The organism is Kitasatospora sp. NPDC056446 (genome assembly GCF_042796115.1).
Lineage (GTDB): Bacteria > Actinomycetota > Actinomycetes > Streptomycetales > Streptomycetaceae > Kitasatospora.
Window position 1 is genome coordinate 37015 of sequence record NZ_JBHTRF010000014.1, and the last position, 22311, is coordinate 59325.

At 74.2% G+C, this 22311-nt stretch carries 19 protein-coding genes; 9 read left to right on the forward strand and 10 right to left on the reverse strand.

What is annotated here, in order from left to right:
* Window positions 1–77: 77 nt before the first annotated feature.
* A complete protein-coding gene (locus ACFQ6N_RS11530; RefSeq protein WP_380648577.1) occupies window positions 78–566 on the reverse strand; it encodes a DUF6882 domain-containing protein in 489 nt (162 codons plus the stop codon).
* 244 nt (window positions 567–810) lie between these two features.
* Between ACFQ6N_RS11530 and ACFQ6N_RS11535 the strand changes: the two genes are divergently transcribed.
* Together ACFQ6N_RS11535 and ACFQ6N_RS11540 are read left to right on the forward strand one after the other, a co-directional pair.
* Complete coding sequence (locus ACFQ6N_RS11535) at window positions 811–2115, forward strand: FAD-dependent monooxygenase (protein ID WP_380648578.1); 1305 nt, start codon at window positions 811–813, stop codon at window positions 2113–2115.
* A 114-nt stretch (window positions 2116–2229) separates the two neighbouring features.
* Entirely contained in the window at window positions 2230–2814 is a 585-nt protein-coding gene (locus tag ACFQ6N_RS11540) for a hypothetical protein (RefSeq protein ID WP_380648580.1), read from the forward strand.
* Window positions 2815–2946: 132 nt separating this feature from the next.
* On the opposite strand, the gene ACFQ6N_RS11545 is transcribed toward ACFQ6N_RS11540, so the two are convergent.
* Window positions 2947–3384 (reverse strand): GNAT family N-acetyltransferase, encoded by a 438-nt coding sequence (locus ACFQ6N_RS11545; RefSeq protein WP_380648581.1) that lies wholly within the window; start codon window positions 3382–3384, stop codon window positions 2947–2949.
* Between the two features lie 216 nt (window positions 3385–3600).
* On the opposite strand from ACFQ6N_RS11545, the gene ACFQ6N_RS11550 reads away from it, so the two are divergent.
* Both ACFQ6N_RS11550 and ACFQ6N_RS11555 read left to right on the forward strand, forming a co-directional pair.
* Entirely contained in the window at window positions 3601–3972 is a 372-nt protein-coding gene (locus ACFQ6N_RS11550) for a YciI family protein (protein WP_380648582.1), read from the forward strand.
* Window positions 3969–5282 carry an RNA polymerase sigma factor gene (locus tag ACFQ6N_RS11555; RefSeq protein WP_380648583.1) on the forward strand — a complete coding sequence of 438 codons (1314 nt, stop codon included), beginning with the start codon at window positions 3969–3971 and terminating at the stop codon, window positions 5280–5282. The genes ACFQ6N_RS11550 and ACFQ6N_RS11555 overlap by 4 nt, the downstream gene beginning before the upstream one ends.
* A 35-nt stretch (window positions 5283–5317) precedes the next feature.
* On the opposite strand, the gene ACFQ6N_RS11560 is transcribed toward ACFQ6N_RS11555, so the two are convergent.
* The 6 genes from ACFQ6N_RS11560 to ACFQ6N_RS11585 all read right to left on the reverse strand — a co-directional run bounded on the left by ACFQ6N_RS11560 (window position 5318) and on the right by ACFQ6N_RS11585 (window position 12248).
* Entirely contained in the window at window positions 5318–5776 is a 459-nt protein-coding gene (locus tag ACFQ6N_RS11560; RefSeq protein WP_380648584.1) for a MarR family winged helix-turn-helix transcriptional regulator, read from the reverse strand.
* Window positions 5769–6533, reverse strand: coding sequence for an alpha/beta fold hydrolase (locus ACFQ6N_RS11565; protein ID WP_380648585.1), 765 nt, complete (start codon window positions 6531–6533; stop codon window positions 5769–5771). Before ACFQ6N_RS11565 ends, ACFQ6N_RS11560 begins: the two co-directional genes overlap by 8 nt.
* A gap of 153 nt (window positions 6534–6686) precedes the next feature.
* Window positions 6687–7274 (reverse strand): GNAT family N-acetyltransferase, encoded by a 588-nt coding sequence (locus tag ACFQ6N_RS11570; protein ID WP_380648586.1) that lies wholly within the window; start codon window positions 7272–7274, stop codon window positions 6687–6689.
* Window positions 7275–7467: 193 nt separating this feature from the next.
* On the reverse strand, window positions 7468–8607 hold the full coding sequence (locus ACFQ6N_RS11575) for a hypothetical protein (protein WP_380648587.1): 1140 nt from the start codon (window positions 8605–8607) through the stop codon (window positions 7468–7470).
* A gap of 406 nt (window positions 8608–9013) precedes the next feature.
* Entirely contained in the window at window positions 9014–10789 is a 1776-nt protein-coding gene (locus ACFQ6N_RS11580; protein WP_380648588.1) for a penicillin-binding transpeptidase domain-containing protein, read from the reverse strand.
* Window positions 10790–10979: 190 nt separating this feature from the next.
* Window positions 10980–12248 carry an MFS transporter gene (locus tag ACFQ6N_RS11585; protein WP_380648589.1) on the reverse strand — a complete coding sequence of 423 codons (1269 nt, stop codon included), beginning with the start codon at window positions 12246–12248 and terminating at the stop codon, window positions 10980–10982.
* A gap of 191 nt (window positions 12249–12439) precedes the next feature.
* On the opposite strand from ACFQ6N_RS11585, the gene ACFQ6N_RS11590 reads away from it, so the two are divergent.
* Window positions 12440–12907: a MerR family transcriptional regulator gene (locus ACFQ6N_RS11590; RefSeq protein ID WP_380648590.1), complete on the forward strand. Its 468-nt coding sequence runs from the start codon at window positions 12440–12442 to the stop codon at window positions 12905–12907.
* Window positions 12908–13025: 118 nt separating this feature from the next.
* Here ACFQ6N_RS11590 and ACFQ6N_RS11595 read toward each other — a convergent pair whose 3' ends face one another.
* A complete protein-coding gene (locus ACFQ6N_RS11595) occupies window positions 13026–14282 on the reverse strand; it encodes a cytochrome P450 (RefSeq protein ID WP_380648591.1) in 1257 nt (418 codons plus the stop codon).
* Window positions 14283–14472: 190 nt separating this feature from the next.
* Between ACFQ6N_RS11595 and ACFQ6N_RS11600 the strand changes: the two genes are divergently transcribed.
* The gene (locus tag ACFQ6N_RS11600) at window positions 14473–15078 is read left to right on the forward strand and encodes a hypothetical protein (RefSeq protein WP_380648592.1); all 606 of its coding nucleotides are present in this window, start codon (window positions 14473–14475) and stop codon (window positions 15076–15078) included.
* A gap of 89 nt (window positions 15079–15167) precedes the next feature.
* Window positions 15168–15986 carry a hypothetical protein gene (locus ACFQ6N_RS11605; RefSeq protein ID WP_380648593.1) on the forward strand — a complete coding sequence of 273 codons (819 nt, stop codon included), beginning with the start codon at window positions 15168–15170 and terminating at the stop codon, window positions 15984–15986.
* Between the two features lie 122 nt (window positions 15987–16108).
* Here the strand turns inward: ACFQ6N_RS11605 and ACFQ6N_RS11610 are convergent, their stop codons facing one another.
* Entirely contained in the window at window positions 16109–19318 is a 3210-nt protein-coding gene (locus ACFQ6N_RS11610) for a M28 family peptidase (protein ID WP_380648594.1), read from the reverse strand.
* 357 nt (window positions 19319–19675) lie between these two features.
* Here ACFQ6N_RS11610 and ACFQ6N_RS11615 point away from each other — a divergent pair, with 357 nt between their 5' ends.
* Both ACFQ6N_RS11615 and ACFQ6N_RS11620 read left to right on the forward strand, forming a co-directional pair.
* Window positions 19676–21103: a helix-turn-helix domain-containing protein gene (locus ACFQ6N_RS11615; protein WP_380648595.1), complete on the forward strand. Its 1428-nt coding sequence runs from the start codon at window positions 19676–19678 to the stop codon at window positions 21101–21103.
* A 321-nt stretch (window positions 21104–21424) separates the two neighbouring features.
* Window positions 21425–22282, forward strand: a complete 858-nt coding sequence (locus tag ACFQ6N_RS11620; protein WP_380648596.1) for a sterol desaturase family protein — start codon at window positions 21425–21427, stop codon at window positions 22280–22282.
* Window positions 22283–22311: the final 29 nt, after the last annotated feature.

The following is a 22311-nucleotide window of genomic DNA, read 5'->3' on the forward strand; positions in this document are numbered from 1 at the left end:
CACGGCCGTTCCGACGGGCGGGTCGTACCCGGCGCGGCGGCGGGTGCCCGACACGCCGCGGCCGGGACCCGCGACCGTCACCGCGCGGGAGCGGAGAACGCCAGGTCGTGGAGGAGGAAGTGGAGTTGCACGCCGTCCGACTCGTCCGCCCAGAGGCCCTCGGCGTCGAGCACGGACGCCGCGACCAGCCGGGCCTCGGCGACGAGTTCCGGGTGGTGGTCGAAGCCCGGCCAGGGCAGGACGGGGTAGCCGTTCTCCTCGCCGAACCGCCGGACCCGCTCCAGGTCACCCAGCACCGCCCGGGGCAGCGAGTCGTTCGCCCAGGCCCACAGCCAGGTCCGCCGGGCGAGGCTCACACTGCCGATCAGCGTGATCCGGCCGGTCAGGAACACCTCCCCGTCGCGCGACCAGGAGATCCGGGCGTCGTCCAGCGACCAGTCGTACCGGACGTCGCCCGACAGCCCGAAGCGCTCGACCATGAGCGCCTGCCGGTCGCGGGCCCGCTCGCGGGCCGCGTGGACGACCTCCTCCCAGTCGGAGTGGTCGTGCTGCGAGCCGTTGTCCATGGTGCCTCCCGTGCGGATCCGTCGACATGATCCTTTCATCCGCCCGTCCGCTCATCCGCACGGGAGCAGTGCCGGGATCAGGACCGGGATCAGGACCGTGACCTGCGACGGGACGGGTGGCGCCGACGGCCTGTCAGCGGGCCGACGGCGGGATGCCGGCGGTGTGAGCGAGGTGTCCGCGTGCTGTGGGCGGACCGGGCGAGAGTCGTCCACGACAGCAACACCGATCCACAGGAGGACCACCGTGTCCGACGACCACACCACCGCGTCGAGCACCACCGCGTCGAGCACCGACGCGTCGAGCACCACCGTCCTGCGCGACAGCCGCCGGCGGCAGCGCACGCGCACCACCTCGGTCCTGGTCTCCGGCGCCGGGATCGCGGGCACCGGCCTCGCCTACTGGCTGGAGCGCTACGGCTTCCGCGTCACCGTCGTCGAGCGCGCCCCGTCGCTGCGCGGCGGCGGCCAGGCCGTGGACATCCGGGGCAACTCCCTCCGCGTCGTGGAGGGGATGGGCTTGCTGGAGGAGGTGCGGGCCCGCCGGACCGGACTGCGCGGGATGTCCCTGGTCGACGGGGACGGCCGCGAACTGAGCCGCACCACCGAGTGGACGGCCACCGGCGGCCCCGTCGACGGCCCGGACGTGGAGATCCTCCGGGACGAACTCGCGGAGCTGATCGCGGGAGCGGCCGGGCCCGGCATCGAGTACCGGTTCGACGACTCGATCGACACCCTGGTCCAGCACCAGGACGGCGTCCAGGTCCGGTTCCGCAGCGGCGCCGAACGGTCCTTCGACCTCGTGGTCGGCGCCGACGGCCTGCACTCGAACACCCGACGCCTCGTCTTCGGCCCCGAGGCCGACTACCTGCACTCCATCGACACCTACGTGGCCGGCTGGAGCGTCCCCAACCACCTCGGCCTCGACCGCTGGGAGGTCCTCCACCAGCCCGGCGGCGTCCAGGACTGGACCTGCCTGGCGATGACCGCCCGCGACAACACCGAACTGCGGGTCTTCGTCGGCTTCCGGAGCGACGAACCGCTCGACCGCATGCTGCCCCGCGACCGCGCCGACCAGCGCCGGCTGATCGCCGAGCGCTGCGCCCACCTCGGCTGGGAGATGCCGGGCTTCCTCCGGTCGATGTGGGAGACCGACGCCTTCCACTACGACGTCGTCGCCCAGATCCGGATGGACCGCTGGTCCAAGGACCGGGTGGCCCTGCTCGGCGACGCGGGCTACTGCTGCTCCCCGTACACCGGCCAGGGCACCAGCGTGGCCCTGACCGCCGCCTACGTCCTGGCCGGGGAACTGCACGCCGCCGACGGCGACCACCGGACCGCCTACCCCGCCTACGAGCGGCGGCTGCGCGACCACGTGGCGGCCAACCAGGCCCTCCTCGAACTGAACAACAGCCTCGACGGGCTCGACGGGGAACCGGCGGACGCGGACGGCGCGGACGGCGGCGACGGCGGCGCGGGATTCGGCCGGCCCGGCCCGGAGATGGAGGCGGCGTTCCGTGCCGCCACCGTCTTCGACCTGCCCGACTACTGAGGGAGCGCCACCACGGACGGGGGAGCGGGACACGGGGACGGGGACGGGGAGGGATACGGGGACGGACGGGGAAAACCACGGGCCCGCGCGACGGGCGGCCGTTAGGCTGCCCGGGTGCCGAACCCCTCGCCCCCGCCCGCGCCCTCGCGACTGACCGTCGAAGCCGCCCGCGACCTGCAACGGCTGCTCCCCGCCGAGATCGCACCCGGCCTCGACGCGCGCGAACTCGACGCGGTGGAGGCCCGGTTCGGCTTCCGGTTCGCCGCCGACCACCGGGTCTTCCTGTCCGCCGGGCTCCCGCTCGGGCAACGGGGCTGGCCGAACTGGCGGTACGGTGACGCGGACGTCCTGCGGGTAGGGCTCTCCGCGCCGGTCGAGGGCGTGCTGTTCGACGTCGGGCACAACGGGTTCTGGCACCCGGCCTGGGGCCCGAGGCCGGACGAGGTCCCGGCCGCCGTGCGGCTCGCACGGGCCGCGCTGGCGACCGTCCCGCAACTCGTCCCGGTGTACGGCCACCGCTACCTGCCCGGGATCGCGGGCTCCTGGAACCACCCGGTGCTGTCCGTCCACCAGACCGACATGATCGTCTACGGGAACGACCTCGCGGACTACCTCGGCCACGAGTTCGCCGGCCGGTGGACCGATACCGACGAGGCACGGGTCACCGTCGACTTCTGGTCGTACTTCTTCGAGGACTAGGCCGCACCCGGCCGCCGACCTTCCCCACCCCGCAGGCCCACCCCGCAGGACCGACCCGTACCGGAGCGTGCCCCGGTGACCGGCCCGACCACGGCCGCCGGCCGTCCCCGCGGCTCAGGCCGAGGCGGAGGCCTAAGCGCCCGGCGCCGTGATCACCATCAGCTTCCGGGGCTCGGGCACGACCGAGAAGCCGACGCGCTCGTAGACCTCGTGGGCGTCCAGCGTGGACAGCATCAGCCGCTTCAGCCCGAGCGGCGCCAGCGTCCCGACGACCGACTCCGCCAGCCAGGTGCCGATGCCCCGGCCGCGTGCCTCGCGGGCGACGTAGACATCGCACAGCCAGCCGAAGGTGGCGTAGTCCGTGACCACCCGGGCGAAGGCGAGTTGCCCGGCCGCGTCCGGGGCGTAGACCCCGAAGGCGAGCGAGTTCTCGATCGAGCGTTCCACGGTCTCCCGGCTCCGGCCCAGGGCCCAGAAGGCGTCGGTGGAGAGCCAGTGGTGCACACGGTCGAGGTCGATGCGCGCGGGGTCGGTGTCGAGGGTGAGGCCGTCGGCCCGGGTCGTGATCACGGGATCCGATCGTAGGGCCCGAGCCCGGGGCCCGGACCCGTCCGGGTGGGGAGCCGGGTGCGGCGGAGAGGATCGGGGAGTCCGTTCCGGATTCGTGCCAGATTCGTGCCGGATTCATGCCGGAAATTCCGGCGGAGGACGTCAAGACGGCGGCGCCCGCTCCGACTACCGGTCGGAGCGGCCCCGCCGGGGCCCGCGCACCGAGGGAGTCACGAGATGAAGTTCCTGATCAGCCTGCACATCAACCCGGCCGTGCTGGACGCGCTGACCGACGAGGAGAAGGCGGCGCTCGGCGCCGGGCACGGCAGGTTCATCGAGGAGGCGAAGGAGTCCGGCGAGCTGATCCTCACGCAGGCGCTGGTCGACCCGTCGCAGGCCGCCGTGGTGACCGTCCGCAACGGGCAGCCGGTGGTGACGGACGGGCCGTTCCTGGAGGCGAAGGAGTTCCTGGGCGGCTTCTACCTGGTCGACTGCGAGGACCGGGCGCGGGCGGTCGAACTGGCGGCCCGGATCCCGGACGCCGGGATCGAGGGCCTGGGTGTCGAGGTGCGGCAGGTGATGTTCTCCGACGGAAACTTGGAGGCATGACAGCACCCGACGGACCCGGCCCCGCCGCCCGGCCGGCAGCATCCGGCGTACCCGCCGCACCTGCCGTACCCGCCGGCGGCCCGCCGGCACCGCGCATCGAGGACCTGCTGCGTGCACTCACGCCGCAGGTCCTCGGCACGCTGGTCCGCAGGTACGGCCGGTTCGAGGGGTGTGAGGACGCGGTGCAGGAGGCGGCCCTCGCCGCCGCCGTGCAGTGGCCGTCCGAGGGACTGCCGGACCACCCGCGCGGGTGGCTGGTGACGGTCGCCTCCCGGCGGCTGGTCGACCAGGTGCGCAGCGACCGGGCGCGCCGCGAGCGGGAGTCGGCGACGGCCGCCGCCGAGGTGCTGCCCCAGGACGTGCCGGACACCGACGACACGCTCCTCCTGCTGTTCCTGTGCTGCCACCCGGCGCTGACCGCCGCCTCGCAGACGGCCCTGACACTGCGGGCGGTCGGCGGGCTGACCACGGCCGAGATCGCCCGCGCGTTCCTGGTGCCGGAGGCCACCATGGCGGCCCGGATCAGCCGGGCCAAGCAGCGGATCCGGGCCGCCGGCAGCTCCTTCGCCGGGCCGGCCGGGGGAGCGGAGCGGGAGGAGCGGCTGCGGGTCGTCCTGCAGGTGCTCTACCTGATCTTCAACGAGGGCTACACCGCGTCCTCGGGCAGCGAGCTGGACCGCCCCGACCTCGCGACGGAGGCGATCCGGCTGACCCGCGCGGTGCACGCGCAGCTGCCCGAGGACGGCGAGGCGGCCGGGCTGCTCGCGCTGATGCTGCTGACCCACAGCCGCCGGGGCGCCCGGACGACGCCGTCCGGAGACCTGGTCCCGCTGGACGAGCAGGACCGTGCGGCGTGGGACCGCGCGCTGATCGACGAGGGCACCGCGCTGGTCAAGGAGGCGCTGGCCGGGCCGCGGCTCGGCCCGTACGGGGTGCAGGCCGCCATCGCGGCCACGCACGCCGACGCGGCCACCGCCGAGGACACCGACTGGCGGCAGGTGCACGGCCTCTACCTGGTCCTGGAGCGGATCGCGCCCAATCCGATGGTCACCCTCAACCGGGCCATCGCCCTGGCGGAGGCCGAGGGCCCGCAGGCTGGCCTGGCCCTGCTCGCCGCCCTGGACGCCGACGCCCGGCTGGCCGGGCACCACCGGCTGCTGTCGGTCCGGGCGCACCTGCTGGAGAGGACCGGTGACCGGGCAGGGGCGTACGACCACTACCGGCGGGCGGCCAGGGCCACCGCGAGCCTCGCCGAGCAGCGCTACCTGGAGGGACGGGCGCGGCGGCTGCGGCCGTCGGGGCCGGGCTGACCCGCGCCGTCGGGCGCGCCGGTGGTCGGTCGTGGTCAGCCGAGGTCGAGGCGCTTGTTGAGGGCCTGGCCCGACGGCAGGGTGTCGATGAAGCGGTGGAGGAACGCGAGGACCGCGTCGGTGTCCAGCCCCTCGGAGACGGCGTCGATCGAGGCGTAGATGAACTCCTCGATGCCGGCGACCTCCGTGGCCAGGCGTTCGCCCTCGGGGGTGAGGCTGAGTTGGAGGTAGCGGCGGTCGTCGGCGTCGGTGCGGCGCTCGACCAGCCCCGCTGCGACGACGCGTTCGACCAGCCGGCTGGGGTTGGTGCCGCTCTCGCAGACCAGCAGCTGTCCGAGCCCGTTGAGGCTCAGGGTGCCGTGCTGCTGGAGCAGGCGCAGCACCTCGGCCTGCGACGGGGTGATGCCGTGGGGTTTGAGTGCCTGGATCAGCAGCCGGTTGCCTTCGCGTTGGGCTGCCAGGATCGCGAACCGCAGGTGTTCGGCCTTACGCACCGGCGGCCTGCCCACCGCTCGGCAGGCTGTCGCTGTCGGTGAGGAAGTCCTTGACCGCGGCGGCGTAGTCGGCCGGGTGGGAGAACCGGAACATGTGCCCGGTGCGCGGCAGTACGACCTCCCGGGCGTCGGGGATGCCCGCGAGCATGATCTTGGAGGCGTTCTCGCCGATCAGCACGTCGTGCGAGGGGGTCAGGATCAGGGTCGGGACCTGGATCCGGCCGAGCACGTCGACGTAGTCCGCGGTGAGTGCGGCCTGCGCCCGCGCGCCGAAGGAGGCGGCCGGGGTGTTGGCGAGGAACAGCTCGCGACTGCGCGCCTCGCTCCAGGGCACCTGGCCCTCGCCGTCGAACGGGGAGGCGAGGCGGTGGGCGTGGGCTCGCAGCGTCAGCTGCCGGTAGAGCGGGCCGCGGGTCCTGCCCATCACCTGCGCCAGGGCCTTCCACGCCTTCGAGTCGACCGGGTTGGCCGCGAATCCGCCGGACACGACCAGGGCGCGCAGGCCCCGGGGGCGGCGGGTGGCGAGCGCGAGCGCGATGTTCGCGCCGAAGGAGTCGCCCACCAGGACGTAGTCGTCCAGGTCCGCGACCGTGTCCTCGACGAAGTCGGCGTAACGCTCGATGTCGTTCACGCCTTCGGGCAGGCGCAGCGTGCGCCGGGGCAGGTCCCCGTACGGGGCCAGCTGCTCGGCGCTCCACGGAGCGCCGGAGAAGCAGGGGATGAAGACGAGGGTCGGATTCTTCGATGTACTGCTCATAGCCAATATGTTACACAACATATGTGTCGTGTCATAAGTAACCCGGGTCATACGAAGGCCCGCCCCGACGATCGTCCGCCTCTCGGCGCGGTGTCGCAGGTCGCAGGGCGAAGGGGGTAGGGCGAAGGGGAGGCAGGTCGAAGGGGGCAGGGCTCAGGCCGTCGGTACCAGGTAGCGGAGCTTGCCGCCCCCCGCGCCGTCGAGGCGGCCCCCGTTGGCCTCGATCACGCGCCGGGACGCGGTGTTCGACTCGTCGCAGGTCAGCAGCGCCTCGGTGATGCCGAGCCCGGCGGCGACCGGCAGGGCGGCGGTGAGCATCGCGGTCGCGTGGCCCCGGCGGCGGGCGCCCGGCCGCACGTCGTAGCCGATGTGCCCGCCGACCCGGGCCAGGCCCGGCGTGAGCCGGTGGCGGATCGCGATCCGGCCCAGCAGTTCGTCGCCGTCGGCCCACCAGAGCGTCGTCATCGGCACCGCCGCGTCCCGGCGGGCCCCCGCCTCGGTGCGCTCGGCGAGCACCCGGGCGACGTACGCGCCGAAGGCGGCGGGGTCGCCGGTCAGGGCCGGCGGGTCGACATCGGTGACGAACCACGGGACGGAGCGGTCCGGGTCCGCGCGGAACTCGGCCACCGCGGCCAGGAACGACGCCCGCAGCCGGACGGTCGGTTCGACCAGCCCGGGCACCGTGCGGTGCCCGCCGGCCGACGGCGCTCCGGCCCCGGCGGTGCCCCCTCTGGCGGTCACCGCCCCGGCTCCGTCAGTGCCCGGGCGGCCGACGGGCGGATCTCCGCCGCCGACGCGTACGTGCGGCACGCGCGTACCTTCCCCTCCTCCGGCACGAACCGGATGACATCGGCGGCACCCTCCCGGTGCCACCGTCCCCGGGCCACGGACGGGCCACGGACGGGCCGGTGCCCGGGGGCGATCCGGACGGGCATCAGCCGTCCTCCCCGGTGCCCTCGGCGGCCGGCCGCCGGTCCTCGAACACCCGTAGGCGCAGCCGGGACCGGCTGAAGTCCGCGAACCACAGTAGCCACTCGTCACCCGCGGCCAGGGCCGGGCCGACCGTCCGGCACCAGTCCGCGCGGTCGAGGAGCGCCACATGGGCGGCGAGCAGCGCGTCGCGCTGCTCGGCCGTGCAGCCGGATTCCTCGGGCGGTTCGGCGGCCAGCTGCAGCGCCAGGGTGGCCAGGCGGCGGAAGCGCCCGGCGGTCGGCGGAAGGCCGCCCGCGTGGCGGACGTGGGCGGCCAGGACGGCTGCGCTGTGCGGATAGTGACGCAGAGTCATCCCCATGCCGGAGCTGTGCGTCAGCATGGCCAGGAGTCGCCCGGTGTGGTCGAGCAGTTCGTGGTCATGCCCCAACTCCGGTAGTTCCTCGTGCAGTCGGCCGGCCACGGCGGCCTTGCCCGCGAAGTAGCCGTTGAGGAAGTCGCCGTCGACCGCCCTGCGCAGCAGCCACGGGCGGGCGGAGGCGTCGTCGAGCCGGCAGAGCGCCTCGACGACGTACACCCGGCCCCAGCCCGCCACCCGGTCGGCCAGCCAGAGCAACTGGGCCGTGCCGCCGTCGAGCCGTTCGAGGGTGTGCGCCGCGAGCGGCCCGAAGTCGTTGGAGAGCAGCCCGATCGTCCGCACCAGCGGGAAGTCGTCCGCCGTGCCGACGGCCGCGAGCAGGGCGAGCCCCGTGACGGCGGAGGACTCGTCGGTGCCGTGGCGGACCAGCCACCGCCCGGTGTGCCGTGCCCGCTCGGGGTCGGCCCGGTGGGCGGCAGCCGTGATCTCGTCGTTCGGATGGATCGGCACGTAGACGTCCCGCAGCGCGTCGGCCAGTGCCGGGGGCCCGGCCGACGGCTCGGCGAAGTGCTCGTCCAGGACGCGCGCGACCGGGGTGCCCGCCTGCCGCAGATCCTCGGGCGGGCTCGGGCTTGGGCTCGCGCGCCCGCCGTGCGACTCGTCGTCCGGGTACGGCCGCCCCTCGCGGGGGAGCGGCCTGTCCGGAGCCTGCCGGTGCAGGCGGACGGCATGGTCGTAGAAGCCGGTTCGGATGTCGGGCGACCGGCGCCCGGGCACCGCGTTCACCGGCGGGTGAAGGGCTCGATTCTCGTGATCATGGCGCCGATGCTGGCACCCCGATTCCGTTCCTGGCAAGTGCTTTTCCCGAGCGGAGCCCCGCAGCGGCGGGACCCGGCGGGGGAGCGGTCGCCGGCCACCGTCACCCACTCGGCGGCCCGGCGCTACCTCGGTGAGGACGCCGCGACGGGCGGCCGGCACCCGTCGGCCGTGGCCGCCGAGCGCGCGGGCCGGGCGCCGGCCGAGCGGCTGTCGGTCCCGTTCCACTTCGCCGCCCGGACAGCCCGGACGACGAGGCCCCTCGCCGGCGGCGCTGAGCCTGGTACCGAAGCGACGCCGAACCGGCACTCCTGACACGGCAGTTGGGAGCCCGGACGGGCCCGCCGACCGCGTGGCCGCAGCCGGCGGGCCGCCGTCAGCCCTTGCCGCCCGCCTTGAGGACCTGGGCCGCCGCCACCCCGGCCGCGCTGTTGCCGTGGCCGCCGCCCTCGACCTCGGCGGCGACGGCGAGGTCGCCCCGGTAGGCGATGAACCAGCTGTTGGTGGCCTGGCCGCCGGCCTCGACGGTGCCGGTCTTGGCGCCGATCTGGCCGGACAGGCCGGACATCGGGGCCCGGGCGGTGCCCTGGGTGGCGGTCTTGGCCATCATCGCGCGCAGGTCCCGGGCGACGTCGGCGGGGAGCTTCCCGGGCGCCGTCGCGCGCTTGACGTCCTCCCGCAGGACGGGCTGACGGAACGTCCCGTTCTGCACGGTGGCGGCGACCGAGGCCATCAGCAGCGAGTTGACCTGGATCTGGCCCTGCCCGATGTACTGGGCCGCCGCCTCGTCCTTGTTCCCCGGGGCCGGGATGGTGGCGTCCCGGCTGGGGATGCCGGTGTGCCACTCCAGGCCGAGGCCGAACTGGTCGTGCGCCACCTTGCCGAGCGTGCCGGGCTGGAGCTTCTCCAGGCTCTTGTCGATGAAGCCGGTGTTGCAGGAGTGGGTGAAGTCGTCGGTGAGCGTGTACGCGGGGAAGTCGCCCCGGTCGTCGTTGTGCCAGGCGCGCGGGGAGTAGGTGGTGTCCTTGCACGGGACCGCCGTGTCCGGGGTCACCCCGGCCTCCAGCAGCGCGGCCGCGGTGATCACCTTCATGGTGGAGCCGGGCGGCTGGCCGCCCGCGACCGCGCGGTTGAAGCCGGTCGGGGCGTAGGCCATTGCCAGGATGTGGCCGGTGCTCGGCTGGACGGCCACCAGCGAGGCCGGCTTGCCGCCCGCCGACTGCTGCTTGACCGCCTCCTCGGCGACCTGCTGGAGGTCGGCGTCCAGGGTCAGCTTGACCTGCGGCGCGCTCGCCGGGGTCAGGACGAACAGCTGCTCGGGCTCCTGGCCGGCGCCGCCCGAGAGCACCACGGCCCGCCCGGTGACGACGGCGGTGCCGTCGGCGGGTGTGATCTTGGACAGCACCCCGACGAGCGACGGGAACCCTTCGAGCGGCTTGCCGTTGCGGTCGGTCGGCTTCGACACCGGGTCGGGCAGCGCCTTCACGGCGATCGTCCGGCCCGGGGTGAGGTGCGGGTGGAGCACCGTCGGCGCCCAGTGCACCACGGCCCGGCCGCCCTGGGCCCGGACGGCGCTCAGCGCGCTGTCGTACTCCCAGGCGTCCGTCGCACCCTCGAACTCGGCCTTCACCCGGAAGCCGACGGCCGGCCCGTCCGCCGTGCCGGACGGCGCGGGGCCGGCGCCCGTCAGCGTGAGCGCCCGCGTCGGCACGTTCTCGTGGAACGCCGTCAGCGCGGCGCGGGCGGCGTCCGGACGGTCCGTCAGAGCGGCGGCCGCCGCGACGTCCCCGCGGCCCCAGGCGGCCAGGAACTCCTTCGCCGCCGCCTCGGCCTGCTCGGCGGTCGCCGGTTCCTGCGGGGCCTGCGCGGCAGGGGTGGCATGGCCGCCGCCGGTGCCCGAACCGCCCTTGTCGGTCACGGCGTTCACGATGTTGTAGACGCCGTACCCGCCGACCGCCAGCAGCGCGGCGAACACCCCGCCCGCCGCCACCAGCACGACCCGCTTGGCGGTCGAGCGCTTCGGGGCGTCCGCCGCGTCCTCCGGTTCCTCGAACTCGACGTACTCGTCGTCGAGTTCGGCGTACCCGGCGTACCCGGTGCCGTCGTCGTGCCCGTTTCCGTGCCCGTGCCCGTATTCGTGCTCGTCACGCATGGTCTCGTCCCCCTGGGTGCTCCGTGTGTCGCGGACCTGCCCCCTCCGGCATTCCGGCCCGCCGAGCTCGAACGGACATTCGCTGAGCGGTTCGAGCGCGGACCAGCCTATGCGGAGCGCGCCGATCGGTCGATGGGGGACGGCCCGGGGGCGCGGCGGTTGCGCGGGCGGGGCGCGACCGGCGCTGCCGTCACCGCGCCGACGGATCGCGGCGCCGCGCCGTGGCATCGTGGCCCGCGCGCATGCTGAGCACCGATCCGGCGAGCAGCAGGCCGATCAGGGCGAGCAGCGGAGCCGTCCAGGAGCCGGTGGCGGCGTGGAGCGCGGAGGCGAGCGCGGGGCCGGTGGCGGCGAGGAGGTAGCCCCAGGTCTGGGCCATGGTGGAGAGGGCCGCGACGTGGTCCTGGTCGGTGCCGCGACGGGCGTAGAGGACGCCGGCGAGGGCCTGGCCGCCGCCCATGCCGATGCCGAGGACGGCGGCCCAGACGGGTGCGCCGCCGGCGGGGGCGAGCAGGAGGCCGGTCAGGCCGAGGGCGCAGACGGCGGCGACCGCCAGGATGTGCGGCCGCTGGTCGGAGCGGGCGGCGGCGAGGACCGGGACGAGGAAGCCGCCGACGGCGAGGCCGAGGATGAGGACGGCCTGGTCGGTGCCGGCGGCGGTGCGGCTGAGGCCCGCGTCGACCAGGAGGGTGGGCAGCCAGGCGAGGGTGGTGTAGAAGACCAGGGTCTGGATGCCGAAGAAGGCGGTGAGGCTCCAGGCGAGCGCGGTCCGGCCGACCGGCCGCCGTGCGGTGGCCGCCGGGCCTGCCGTGGCCGCCGTCGGGACCGGCATCCGCCGCTCGACCCGCAGTTGCGGCGCCATTCCGGCCACGGCGAGGACGGCGGGGAGGATCGCCAGCGCGATCGCGGCCGGCCAGGACCAGGCCTGTGCGACCGGTGCGACGAGTGCGGCGACGACGGCCGAACCGACGCCCATGGAGAGCGCGTAGACGCCCATCATGGTGCCGATCCGGCGGGGCGCGAACCGGGCCCGGACCCACACCGGTATCAGCACGTTGACCACCGCCACGGCGACGGCGACCAGCGCCGTGCCCGCGTACAGTCCGGGCAGGCCGAGCGGGCGCAGCAGCGTGCCGACGACGAGGAGCACGCTCGCGTGGAACAGGCCGCGCTCCTCGCCGAGCCGGCGCCGGGCGAGCCCGCCGAGCGGCGCGAACAGGCCCATGCAGAGCGCGGGGAGCAGGGCGAGCACGGTGACGGTGCCCGGGCCCCACCCGGCGACCGGCGCGAGCGGCCCGACCTGGCCGAACGCTACCCGGGAGTTGAGGCTGAGCAGGACGAAGCCGAGGACGAGCAGTGCCCCGGCGGCGGGCGCGGTGTGCCTCGCGGCAGCCGGGGAGCCGGTGGGGGAAGGGGACGGGTCGGACGGCGGGGTGACCGTCGCGGTGGTCGGCGGCATGGCGGCGTGGATCCTTCGCTACGAGGAGAAGTTAGGCTTGCCTAAGCGTTCTCGCTCAAGTGCGCTTGAGCGCAACCCCGAACGCGTGCGATCCCGAACGCGTGCTACCCCGAAGACGTGCGATCCCGAATCGGCGCGACCCCGAACCCGCGCGACCCGACGTCCCGGCCGACGGCCGCAGGAGGCAGCAGATGGCGGAACTCCACTCGATCACCGAGGTCGCGTCGGCCTTCGGCCTCTCCGTCCCCGCCCTGCGGTACTACGAGGAGTGCGGCCTGGTCGCCTCCACCACCCGCCGCGGCCGGGTCCGCTACTACGACCGGGACGCCCTAGAACGCCTCGCCATCGTCCAGCTCTGGCACGTGGACGGGATGATCCCGATCGCCGGGACCGCCGCCGTGGTCGCCAGTGAGCGGGTGGACGACCGCACCGCGGTGCTGCGAGCCCGGCGGGACGAGATGCTGGCCCGTGCGCGCCGGCTGGAGCACGCGGCGGAGGTGCTCACCCACATGCTCGACTGCACCCGGGACCGCCCGCTGGACTGCCCGACCACCCGGGCCCACATCGCCGCCAGGGTGGACGCGGCGCTGAGCGGCGAGCGGCTCGCCGACGGCTTCCTCCCACCCCGGCCGGACGCGCCCCGGCCGGACACGCCGTAGCCGTGCCGCCCGCCGTCACCCGTCGTCGAGCCGGGCCGGCAACTGGGCGCCGGGGTAGGCGCGTTCCTTCTCGGTGAAGATCATGCGACCGGGGCCAGGGCCTCAAGCGCGGTTGAGGTCAAGGGCGTTCGGGGTGTCGGCGCAGCATCGCGGGCGTCGGCCCGTCCGGCCGTACGGTGATGCTGTAGGCGGCACCCTCCGGCTTGGAATGGAACACCAACTCTCCCATCGGAAGCAAAAGTTCCAGCAGCGCCGTGGTCTCCCGCAGGGCGAACTGGGTGCCCAGGCAGGCGCGGGCGCCGAGGCCGAAGGGGATGTAGGCGCCCAGCCGGCCGGGGCGGTCCGGGCCGGCGGCGAAGCGGCCGGGGTCGAAGCGCTCGGGGTCGGGCCACAGGGCCGGGTCGCGGTGGGTGAGGTACGGGCAGACCAGCACGTCCGTCCCGGCGGCGATGCGGTGGCCGGCGATGACGTCGTCCTCGACGGCGTGCCGGGGGAGCAGCCAGGCGGAGGGGTAGAGCCGCAGGGTCTCGTTGACCAGCGCCTGCGGATCGGCCGTCCGGGCCTCGGGGTGGCGGTCGAGCAGCAGGAACAGCCAGGTGAGCGTGGTCGCCGTGGTCTCGTGCCCGGCGACCAGCAGGGTGACCAGCTCGTCGCGGATCAGGGTGTCGGTGTACTCGGGGTACTGCTCGCCCGCGTCGATCAGCACCCTGAGCACGCCCGGTTCCTCCGCCGGGTCGGCCGCCCGCGCCGCCTCGATCGCCGCCCGGGCCACCGCGTCGATCCGGGCCAGGTCCGCGGCGACGGCGTCCCGGGCGTCCGCCGCGTCGGTCGGCAGTTTCGGCATCGCGGCCACCACCCGTTCCACCGACCGGAGTTCGTGGTCCGTCCGGTCGTCCAGCGGCAGCCCGGTGAGGGCCCGCCAGACGGTGTCCAGGGCGAAGCGCCGCATCTCCTCGGCGACGTCGAAGGTCTCCCCGGTCCGCAGGTACCCCTCCCAGCGCTCGGCCGTCCGGTGCGCCGCCGCGGCGATCCGCCGCTCGTACCTGCGCATCCCGGTGCCGGTGAACTGCGACTGGAGCAGCCTGCGTTGGCGCTTCCAGGGGTCCCCGGTGGCGGACAGCACGCCGTCGCCGACGAGCATCCGGGCGCGGTGCGAGCGCTTGACGTAGCGGTCCGGGTGGCGGCCCAGCACGTGCTGCACCGCCGCCGGGTCGGTGACCAGGACGGTCGGCGTCGGGCCGAGCCGGAGCCCGGCGAGACCGCCGACGCTGCGCTGCGCCCGGGCCAGCAGCTCGACGAGTCCGACCCCCTCGGCCCGCCACTGCTCGACGATCTCGGGGGCCGGCTCCGGGACCGGGCGGGTGTCCGTGCTCACGGGGTCTGTCCTTCCTGGGGGCTGACGGTGCGTCCGTTTCGAGCCTATGCCAGATCCGGGGGCGGCCGGGCTTGGCCCGGACGGGGGGCGGGCGGGGCCGGGCCCGCGCGCCGACCCGGCGCGGCGTATGCGAACGGGTACCGTGCGGCGGGGCCGAGCGGCCCTGCTCGCTGCGCGGATGGGAGAACGCATGCCCGGGACCCGGCACATCGGAGGCGGCAGGACCGGCCGAACGGCCCGCTGGCTGGCGGCCGCCGTGCTCGCACCGGCCCTGGCGGCCTGCGGCGGCGGTGGCGGCTCCGGCTCGGCCGGCGGCAGCCCGGCCGGGCAGGGCGGGGGCGGCTCGGGTGGCAACTCCTCGGCCGCCGGGAGCAGCAGCGCGCCGCAGACCGATGACGTGCGGACCAAGGAGAGCGACGGCAACGGGGGGTTCAGCGAGGCGGGTCAGGTATCGGGGTCCGCCACCGGCCAACCGCCCGACGCCGTGATCACGCTGTCCAGCACGTCGACGAAGACGTTCACGGCCACCATCAGCGACATCAGCGACTGCCAGAACCACGTGGCCGACCTACCGTCCGGCAGCATCGTGGTCACGGTGGCCGGCGGGACCAGCGAACCGGCGAGCGTCACGATCCCGGGCGCCGACCCGTCCGCGCCGCTCATCTGTTTCACCGTCACCATCGGCTACGAGAAGAAGTCCATCACGACCCAGTGGTCGCACCCGAGTCCGCAGAGCCCTTCCGGTAGCAGCGGGGCCCCGTCCGGCGGCGGGACCCCGTCGGGGAGTGCCCCCTGAGCCCTGAGGCGGAGGAGGAGAGCGGCGGCGAGGCCGGCGGCGCGTCCGGGGGCGAGGCCGGTGGCGCGGGCCCGCGGGCCGGGTCCGGGGTGAACTGGATCGGCCTCCTGACCTCCGTCGTCGGCCCGACCACCTTCGTCACGGCGCTGGTGTTCTTCATCGGCTACGCCTACGCCGACTCCTTCTACCACTACTTCGGCCTGGACGCCGCCACGCTCGGCTTCACGACGTCGGACGTCCTGCTCCGCGGCTCCCCGGCGCTGTACCTCCCGATCGGCGGCCTATTGTTCGGGATGCTGCTGGTCGTGCTCGCCTACCACCTCGCGACCGGACGGGGCGTCTCCCGGTGGGTGCGCCCGGTCTGCCTGGTGCTCGCGGCGGCCGTCCTCCCGCTGCTGGTCCTGGGCTTCCTCGGCGGGTTCCGGGTGGTCGACTTCGGCCGGGCCGGCACCCCGGTGCTGATCGGCGGCTCCCTGCTGCTCGCGATCCTGGCCCGGATGCTCTTCGTGCGCGGCACCGGCAGCCCGTACCCGCTCACCGGTGAGCGTGCCGCCTTCGGCGTGATCGTGGCGATCGTCGTCCTGTGCTCGTTCTGGGCGGCCACCGAGTACGCCCACGCGAAGGCCACCGAGGACGCCCGCCGGTTGAGCACGCAGCTCTACCTGCGCCCGGCGATGGTCGTGGACACCACGGAGCACCTCTACCTGGCCTGGCCCGCCGTCCACGAGGACCAGCTGGCCGACGCCGGGCACGGGCAGCGCTTCCGCTACCGCTACCACGGGTTCCGGCTGCTGGCACAGTCCGGGAGCCGGATGTTCCTGATCCCGCGCGACTGGACGTGGGACACCGGGAACGTGGTGGTGCTCCCGCTGGACTCCGACGTCCGGGTCACCTTCCACCCCGGCTGATTGCCCGCTGACCGCCCGGTGCCTGCCCGGTGCCCGTGCTCCGGGCGCACGGCTGCGCCGCGGTCCGTCCCCCTCGACGGTCCGCGGCGCAGCGGCTCTGGTGCGGTGTCAGACCGCTCCGGTCACACCTGCTGCCAGAGGGCCGGGACGATCGGCGGCTCCCAGCCGACCTGGGCGGTGTGGCCCTGGAGGCAGACGTAGGTGATCCCGTTGTAGGTCACCCGGTCGCCGGCCTGGTACGTGGTGCCGGCGCTCCAGGTGCCGCCGGGGTTGGGGTTCCCGTTGCCCACGACCAGGGAGAAGCTGGTGCTGTGGGCGGCGGAGCCGGTCCCGGTGAGGGTGATGCTGTAGGTGCCGGCCGCGGTGGAGGCGCTGGTCGCGACGGTGACCGTCGCGGAGCCGCCGGACTGGACCGAGGACGGGCTGAAGGAGACCGTGACGCCGGCCGGGGCGCCCGAGGCGGTCAGGTTGACCGTCTGGGCCGAGCCGGAGGTGGTCGAGGTGGAGACGGTCGCCGTGGCGGTCTCACCGGGCTTGACGGTGGCGGTGGCCGGGTTCACCGAGACGGAGAAGTCGTTGGTGGGCGTGGTGCCGCCGACCGAGGTCTTCCAGATGGTGTAGGCCACGCCGTCGGCGCTGCGGTTCAGCACGGTGGCGTCGATGTTGCCGGTGGTGTCGCAGGACTGGTGGTAGCAGGAGTCGTACGAACGGCCCGCCGTGCCGCCCCACTTGGCCGCCTGGCCCGAGGTCTTGACGGCGTCGGCACCGGCCGCGTAGCCGGAGGTCGGGATGCCGGCCTGCTGGAAGGAGTAGTCGTCCGAGCGGCCCTGGCCCTCGACGTTCTCCTCCGGCTGGAGGTTGAGCGAGTCCCAGTAGGCCTTCATCGGCGCGGAGGCCGAGGAGGAGATGTTGTTGATGAAGTAGCCGGCGTTGGGCGAGCCGACCATGTCGAAGTTGTAGTACGACTTGATCGCGGAGCGCTGGCTGGAGCCCAGCTGGCCGACGTAGTACTGCGAGCCCTGGAGGCCCTGCTCCTCACCGGTCCACCAGGCGAACCGGACGTGCCGGGTCAGCGAGGGGTTCTGCTGGGCGAGCACGAGCGCGTTCTCCAGCAGGGTGGCCGAGCCGGAGCCGTTGTCGTTGATGCCGGGGCCGGCGCCGACGCTGTCCAGGTGCGCGCCGAACATGGTGACCTGGTCGGACGGGCCGCCCGGCCAGTCGGCGATCAGGTTGTTGGACTGGTAGGAGCAGGAGGTGCAGGTCTGCTCGCTGACGGTGTAGCCGGCCGCCTGGAGCTTGCCCTTGATGTAGGCCACCGACTGGCTGTGCCCGGCGCTGCCCGCCCGGCGGTTGCCGCCGTTCTGGTTGGCGATGCTGTTCAGCTGGGCCAGGTGGGCCTGGACCTTGGCGACGTCGATGTCGGGCGCGGGCCCGCCGGGGTTGCCCCCGCCGCCGACGGTCAGGGTGTACTGGGCGGTGTGGGTGGCCGCGCCGGCGGTGCCGGTCACGGTGATCACGTACGTCCCGGCAGGCGCTCCGGAGGTCGCCGACAGGGTCAGCGTGGCGGAGGAGCCGGCCTGCACCGACGAGGGGCTGACCGTCGCGGTGACCCCGGCCGGGGCGCCGGAGGCGGTCAGGGCGACGGTCTGCGCGGTGCCCGAGGTGACGGCGGTGTTCACGGTCGCCGTGGTCGAGGAGCCGGGCTGAACGGATCCGGATGCCGGGCCGAGCGCCAGCGAGAAGTCGTTGTTGCCGGACGGCGTGCAGGTCGGGTCACCGCTCTGCGCGGGCACGCTGACCGCGTCCCAGGCGGCCTTGGCCCGGTTGAAGAAGTTGCAGGACGGGTCCAGGCCCTTGGCCGCCGTCAGGGTGGCGGTGCGGTAGCGCTTGTAGGTCATGCCGCTGGTCTTGAGCAGCATGCCGCCGTAGAACACCCGGCCGGCGTCCTTGATGCCGATGCCGGTGACCGAGGAGTTGTTGCAGGTCGGGCTGGTGGGCTTGCCGCCGCCCGGGTTGGAGCCCTCGGCCAGCAGGTAGAACCAGTGGTTCAGCGGGCCGGCCGCCGCGTGCTCCTCGGTGTTGGGGATGGAGGAGGAGTAGCAGTTGGGGTTGTTGCCCACCAGTGAGGGGTTGTACATGTTGCGGATCGGGCCCTGGCCGACCAGGTTGATCATCTCGCCGACGGTGTAGTCCGGGGTGTCGTACGGGGAGGGCTCGTTGGTGTACGCCTCGGTGAGCGCGCCCATGATGTCGCCGGTGGACTCGCCGAGCCCGGACTCGTTGTTGGCCCCGCCCGGGGTGAACTGGTCGATGCCGTGGCCGAATTCGTGGCCGACCACGTCGATCGCGGCGATCCACTCGTTGGACTGGCTGTGGCCGATGGATATCGTGCTGCCGTCCCAGTAGGCGTTGACGTCGTTCAGGCCCACCTTGACCGGCCAGCTGCCGCCGTTGCCGTCGTGCCCGTTGCGACCGAGCCAGTCGCGGAGCATGTCCCATTCCTTCTGGGCCGCGAACATCGCGTCGCCGCAGCCGGTCTCCTTGCTGGTCGGGCTGCCGTTGCCCCAGGAGTCACCGGACTTGGAGAAGACCTGCCCGGTGCTGTAGTCGGAGCAGTTGAGGCCGGGGCGGTTCGGGTCGCGCAGCGAGTACGAGCTGCCCGATCCGGTGGTGCTGATGGTGACCGGGGCCGGGCCGTTCCACTTGCTGTTGACGGTGCCGGCGCGCACGTCGTCGTAGCTGTCGATGACCTCGCCGCTCGCCGCGTCCACGAAGACGTGCAGGCGGCTCGGGGCGGCGCCCCGGTGGCCGGTGAGCACCGTCTCCCAGGCGAGCCGGCCGCCGCTGCCGTCCTTGACCCGGACGACCAGCCGGTTCGACTCCACCTTCGTCAGGTCGGGCAGCTGGGTGCGGGCGGTCTTCTCCGCGTGCGCCGCGCTGACCTGCGGGGTGATCGAGCCGCCGACCGGGCCGGGGGCGGCGGACTGCAGGCCGCGGACCTTGCCCTGCCCGTCGGCGAGCACCACCGCGTCACCGCCGACCACCGGCAGGCCGCGGTAACTGCGCTCGTACGCGACGGAGTAGAGGCCGCCGAGCCAGGGGGTGACGGCCCGGCGCTCGTAGGTCTCGCCCGGGCCCTTGGCCAGGGCGTCCAGACCGGCCGCGGCCGCGGCGTCGGCCGCGTTGACGGCGGCGGCCAGGGCGCTCGGCGGTGCGGGGGAGGGGGTGGGCGCGGCGGCGGCCGGTCCCGCGGTGGCGGCGACCAGGCCGGCCAGTACGGCCAGGGTGGTCGCTGTGGTGAGCAACCGGCCTGTGGAAACTCTGCGTTGCATCGAGGCTCCTAGCGAGTGGGGGTCCTCGACCGCGGACGGTGTGGCTGGTGGCACACCGCAGGCCGTGTCTGGGGGACGGCCGTGCGGGCCGTCCGCGCTCGGGTGCCCGAACACTCACATGGCGTCATGCTCGGGTCAATGGCTGGTGCGGGCGATGCATAGGGTTGGCAAATTCCGTCAAGCTCACGCTCCGGCTTTGCGGCGAGCTGGGGTTTTCTTCAAGTGGTTGAGACCACGTCATGTACGGGGTGGGTGGCCATCGAGTACCGTCCTCGTCGTCGGAGTCGTCGGAACCACTGGAATCGTCGGCTGGTCCCGTCACCTGCCGGGGCCGACGGCGCACCCCGGGAGGCAGCCGTGGAGCGGAACCGTGTGGCCCCTTCGGCGGCGGTTCCGGCACCGCCGACCGGCCAGGGCCGGGGCGCGTGGCGGGAGTTCGGCGCCCGGCTGCGGCACTGGCGGCGCCGGGCCGGGCTCACCCAGGCGCAGCTCGGCGCCGGGATCGGCTACGACCACACCGCCGTCAGCAAGATCGAGCACGGGGCCCGGCGGGTCACCCCCAGGGTCGCCGACCGGATCGACGGGCTCCTCGGCGCCGGAGGCGAGCTCAGTGCCGCCTGCCTGCGCGCCGAGAGCGCCGAACTGTGCACGCTCGACTCCTTCTCGCCCGCACTGCTGCGGCCGCCGCTGCCCGGCACCGCCCCGGCCGTCCCGGCCCTCACCCCCTCCGCCCCGACCCGGCTGCCCGATTACGGCCTGCTCTGCCCGCTGCACGGCGCCGCGGGCTGCGACGTTCCTCCACCCGCCGAACTCGCCGCCCTGCACGCGGAGTTCTGCGCCCCCTCGGCGCTCGCCGACCCGGCCGCCGCGCCGCCGCTGGACACCGCCACCGCCCACGCCCTCACCGGGCTGCTCGCCGCTTATCTGCGGTCCGGTGAGACCGGCGGGCGGCCGGGCCTGGCCGCCGCCGTCGAACGCACCCTGCACGCCGTGCTGGCCCGGCTCGCCGCCGCCCCCGCCGCCCAGCGCCGCCCGCTCGCCCGGCTGGCCGCCGAGCACGCCCACGCGGCCGGAGCCCTGCGCATGCAGGACGGCCGCAACGCCACCGCGATGGCCTGCTACGACCGCGCCCTCACCTGGGCCGGGCTCGCCGGGGACCAGGCCACCCAGGTCGGCACGCTCAGCGACATGAGCATCCTGGCCCGGCTGGACGGCGACCCGGAGGCCGCGCTCGGCTACGCCCGGGAGATCGACCGGGTCGCCCCCGACCGGCACTGGGCCGGCGCGATGGGAAGCGTCAGCCTGGCCCGCGCGCACGCCCTGACCGGCGACATCCGGGCGACCGTCCGGCAGATCGGCCTGGCCCGGGCGCACCTGGACCACATCGGCGCGGACGACGAGATCGACGTGCCCTGGCTCTCCATCGCCTCCATGCGGATGCGGGTGGAGTCCGCCGCGGCCGCCGCGCTGCGCGACCTCGCCGCCGCCGGGGACGACCCCCGGCTGGCCCGCCGGGCGCTGAGCGCTACCGAGACCGCGCTGGGCCTGCTCGGGCCGACCCAACTCCCCTCCAGCCGACTGCTGTTCATCGTCCGGGCAGCCGACTGCCATGCCTGCGCGCACGATCCGCGGGCGGCCGTCGACCTGCTCGGCCCCGCGCTGGAGGCCGCCCCGGCCGCCGCACTGCCCGCCCTGGTCGAGTACGAGCTGCGCGGCCTGATCGACCGCCTCGCGGTGCGCGAGCCGCGCGCCGCCCACCGGCTGGCGGAGCTGGTCCGGTCCTGAGACCCGGCGCCCACCGGCGGGGTGGCGCCGGGCCCGTGCCGCGGCGCCCGGCGGGGGCGTCCGGCGGGGGCGCGCCGCGGCGGGCGCGGGCGGGGCGCTCGACTGCGCGAGCCCGGGGGAGCGGCGGTTCCGCACCCCGGAAACTCCCGGCGATCCGCTGAATGCGCCCCCTTCACGCCGATCAAGCGTCAACTTCGTGCGCGTATCGTCCGCCGATCGGGTCATTCATGGCGTTAACACGTCGAATGACTGCCTCGGACTGCGGCTCCCGCTAGAGTCTCTGACGTTTCCAGTCGTTAGTCCGCGAAGAACGGGGGGCGCGTGCTGTCAGCCATTGCACGCCGGCTCGCCCATCCGCTCCTGCTGCTGGGCGTGCTGTGCGCGGCCGTCGCGACACTGCACTTCCACTGGGCGCCCGACCGGGTCTCCCCGCTCGTCCTGGTGGCCGTTCTCGGCTACCTGGCGGTCCTGGAGCGGGTCATCCCGTACCGGACCGACTGGCACCCGACCCGGCGTGAACTCGGTTGGTACAGTGCCTACTTCGCGCTGAGCATGGTCGGCGGCGCACTGGCCCAGGGGCTGGTGACGACGCTGGTGGAGGTGCTCGGCCCGGCACACCCGGCGCTGCCCTTCGCGGTGGAGATCCCGCTCGCGCTGCTGGTCGGCTCGCTCGGTGACTACCTCGTTCACCGCTGGTCGCACCGGAACCGGTGGCTCTGGCGGCTGCACGGTGTGCACCATGTTCCGGAGAAGGTGAACGTCGCGAACAACGGCGTGAATCATTTCCTGGACGTCTTCGTCGCACAGTCCGTGGTCCAACTGTCGCTGGCCCTGATCGGATTCTCGGCGGATTCGGTGTTCGTGGTCGGAATATTCGTTCTGGCGCAGGGGTATTTCGTCCACGCGAACATCGACGTCCGGCTCGGGCCCCTCGGCCACGTCCTGGCCGGCCCGGAACTCCACCGCCTGCACCACAGCACCGACCTCGCCGAAGCCGGCCACTACTCCTCCGACCTCTCGCTGTGGGACCACGTGTTCGGGAGCTTCACCTGGCGGCCCGGCCGAGTGCCCACCGCCGTCGGCCTCACCGATCCGGCCGCGTTCCCCACGACCGGTGAGTTCGGCGCCACCCTGCTGCACCCCTGGCGTCGGCCGAAGACAACCGAGCAGTCCGCCTGACTCCGGCCCCCCGCGCAGCCCCTCCCCTT

Excerpts from the sequence above, each read along its gene's own strand:
- ACFQ6N_RS11555 (WP_380648583.1), top strand. The coding sequence starts at position 3,969 with ATGACAGCACCCGACGGACCCGGCCCCGCCGCCCGGCCGGCAGCATCC.
- ACFQ6N_RS11610 (WP_380648594.1), bottom strand. The coding sequence starts at position 19,318 with ATGCAACGCAGAGTTTCCACAGGCCGGTTGCTCACCACAGCGACCACC.
- ACFQ6N_RS11530 (WP_380648577.1), bottom strand. The coding sequence starts at position 566 with ATGGACAACGGCTCGCAGCACGACCACTCCGACTGGGAGGAGGTCGTC.
- ACFQ6N_RS11550 (WP_380648582.1), top strand. The coding sequence starts at position 3,601 with ATGAAGTTCCTGATCAGCCTGCACATCAACCCGGCCGTGCTGGACGCG.
- ACFQ6N_RS11585 (WP_380648589.1), bottom strand. The coding sequence starts at position 12,248 with ATGCCGCCGACCACCGCGACGGTCACCCCGCCGTCCGACCCGTCCCCT.
- ACFQ6N_RS11580 (WP_380648588.1), bottom strand. The coding sequence starts at position 10,789 with ATGCGTGACGAGCACGAATACGGGCACGGGCACGGAAACGGGCACGAC.
- ACFQ6N_RS11590 (WP_380648590.1), top strand. The coding sequence starts at position 12,440 with ATGGCGGAACTCCACTCGATCACCGAGGTCGCGTCGGCCTTCGGCCTC.
- ACFQ6N_RS11600 (WP_380648592.1), top strand. The coding sequence starts at position 14,473 with ATGCCCGGGACCCGGCACATCGGAGGCGGCAGGACCGGCCGAACGGCC.
- ACFQ6N_RS11565 (WP_380648585.1), bottom strand. The coding sequence starts at position 6,533 with ATGAGCAGTACATCGAAGAATCCGACCCTCGTCTTCATCCCCTGCTTC.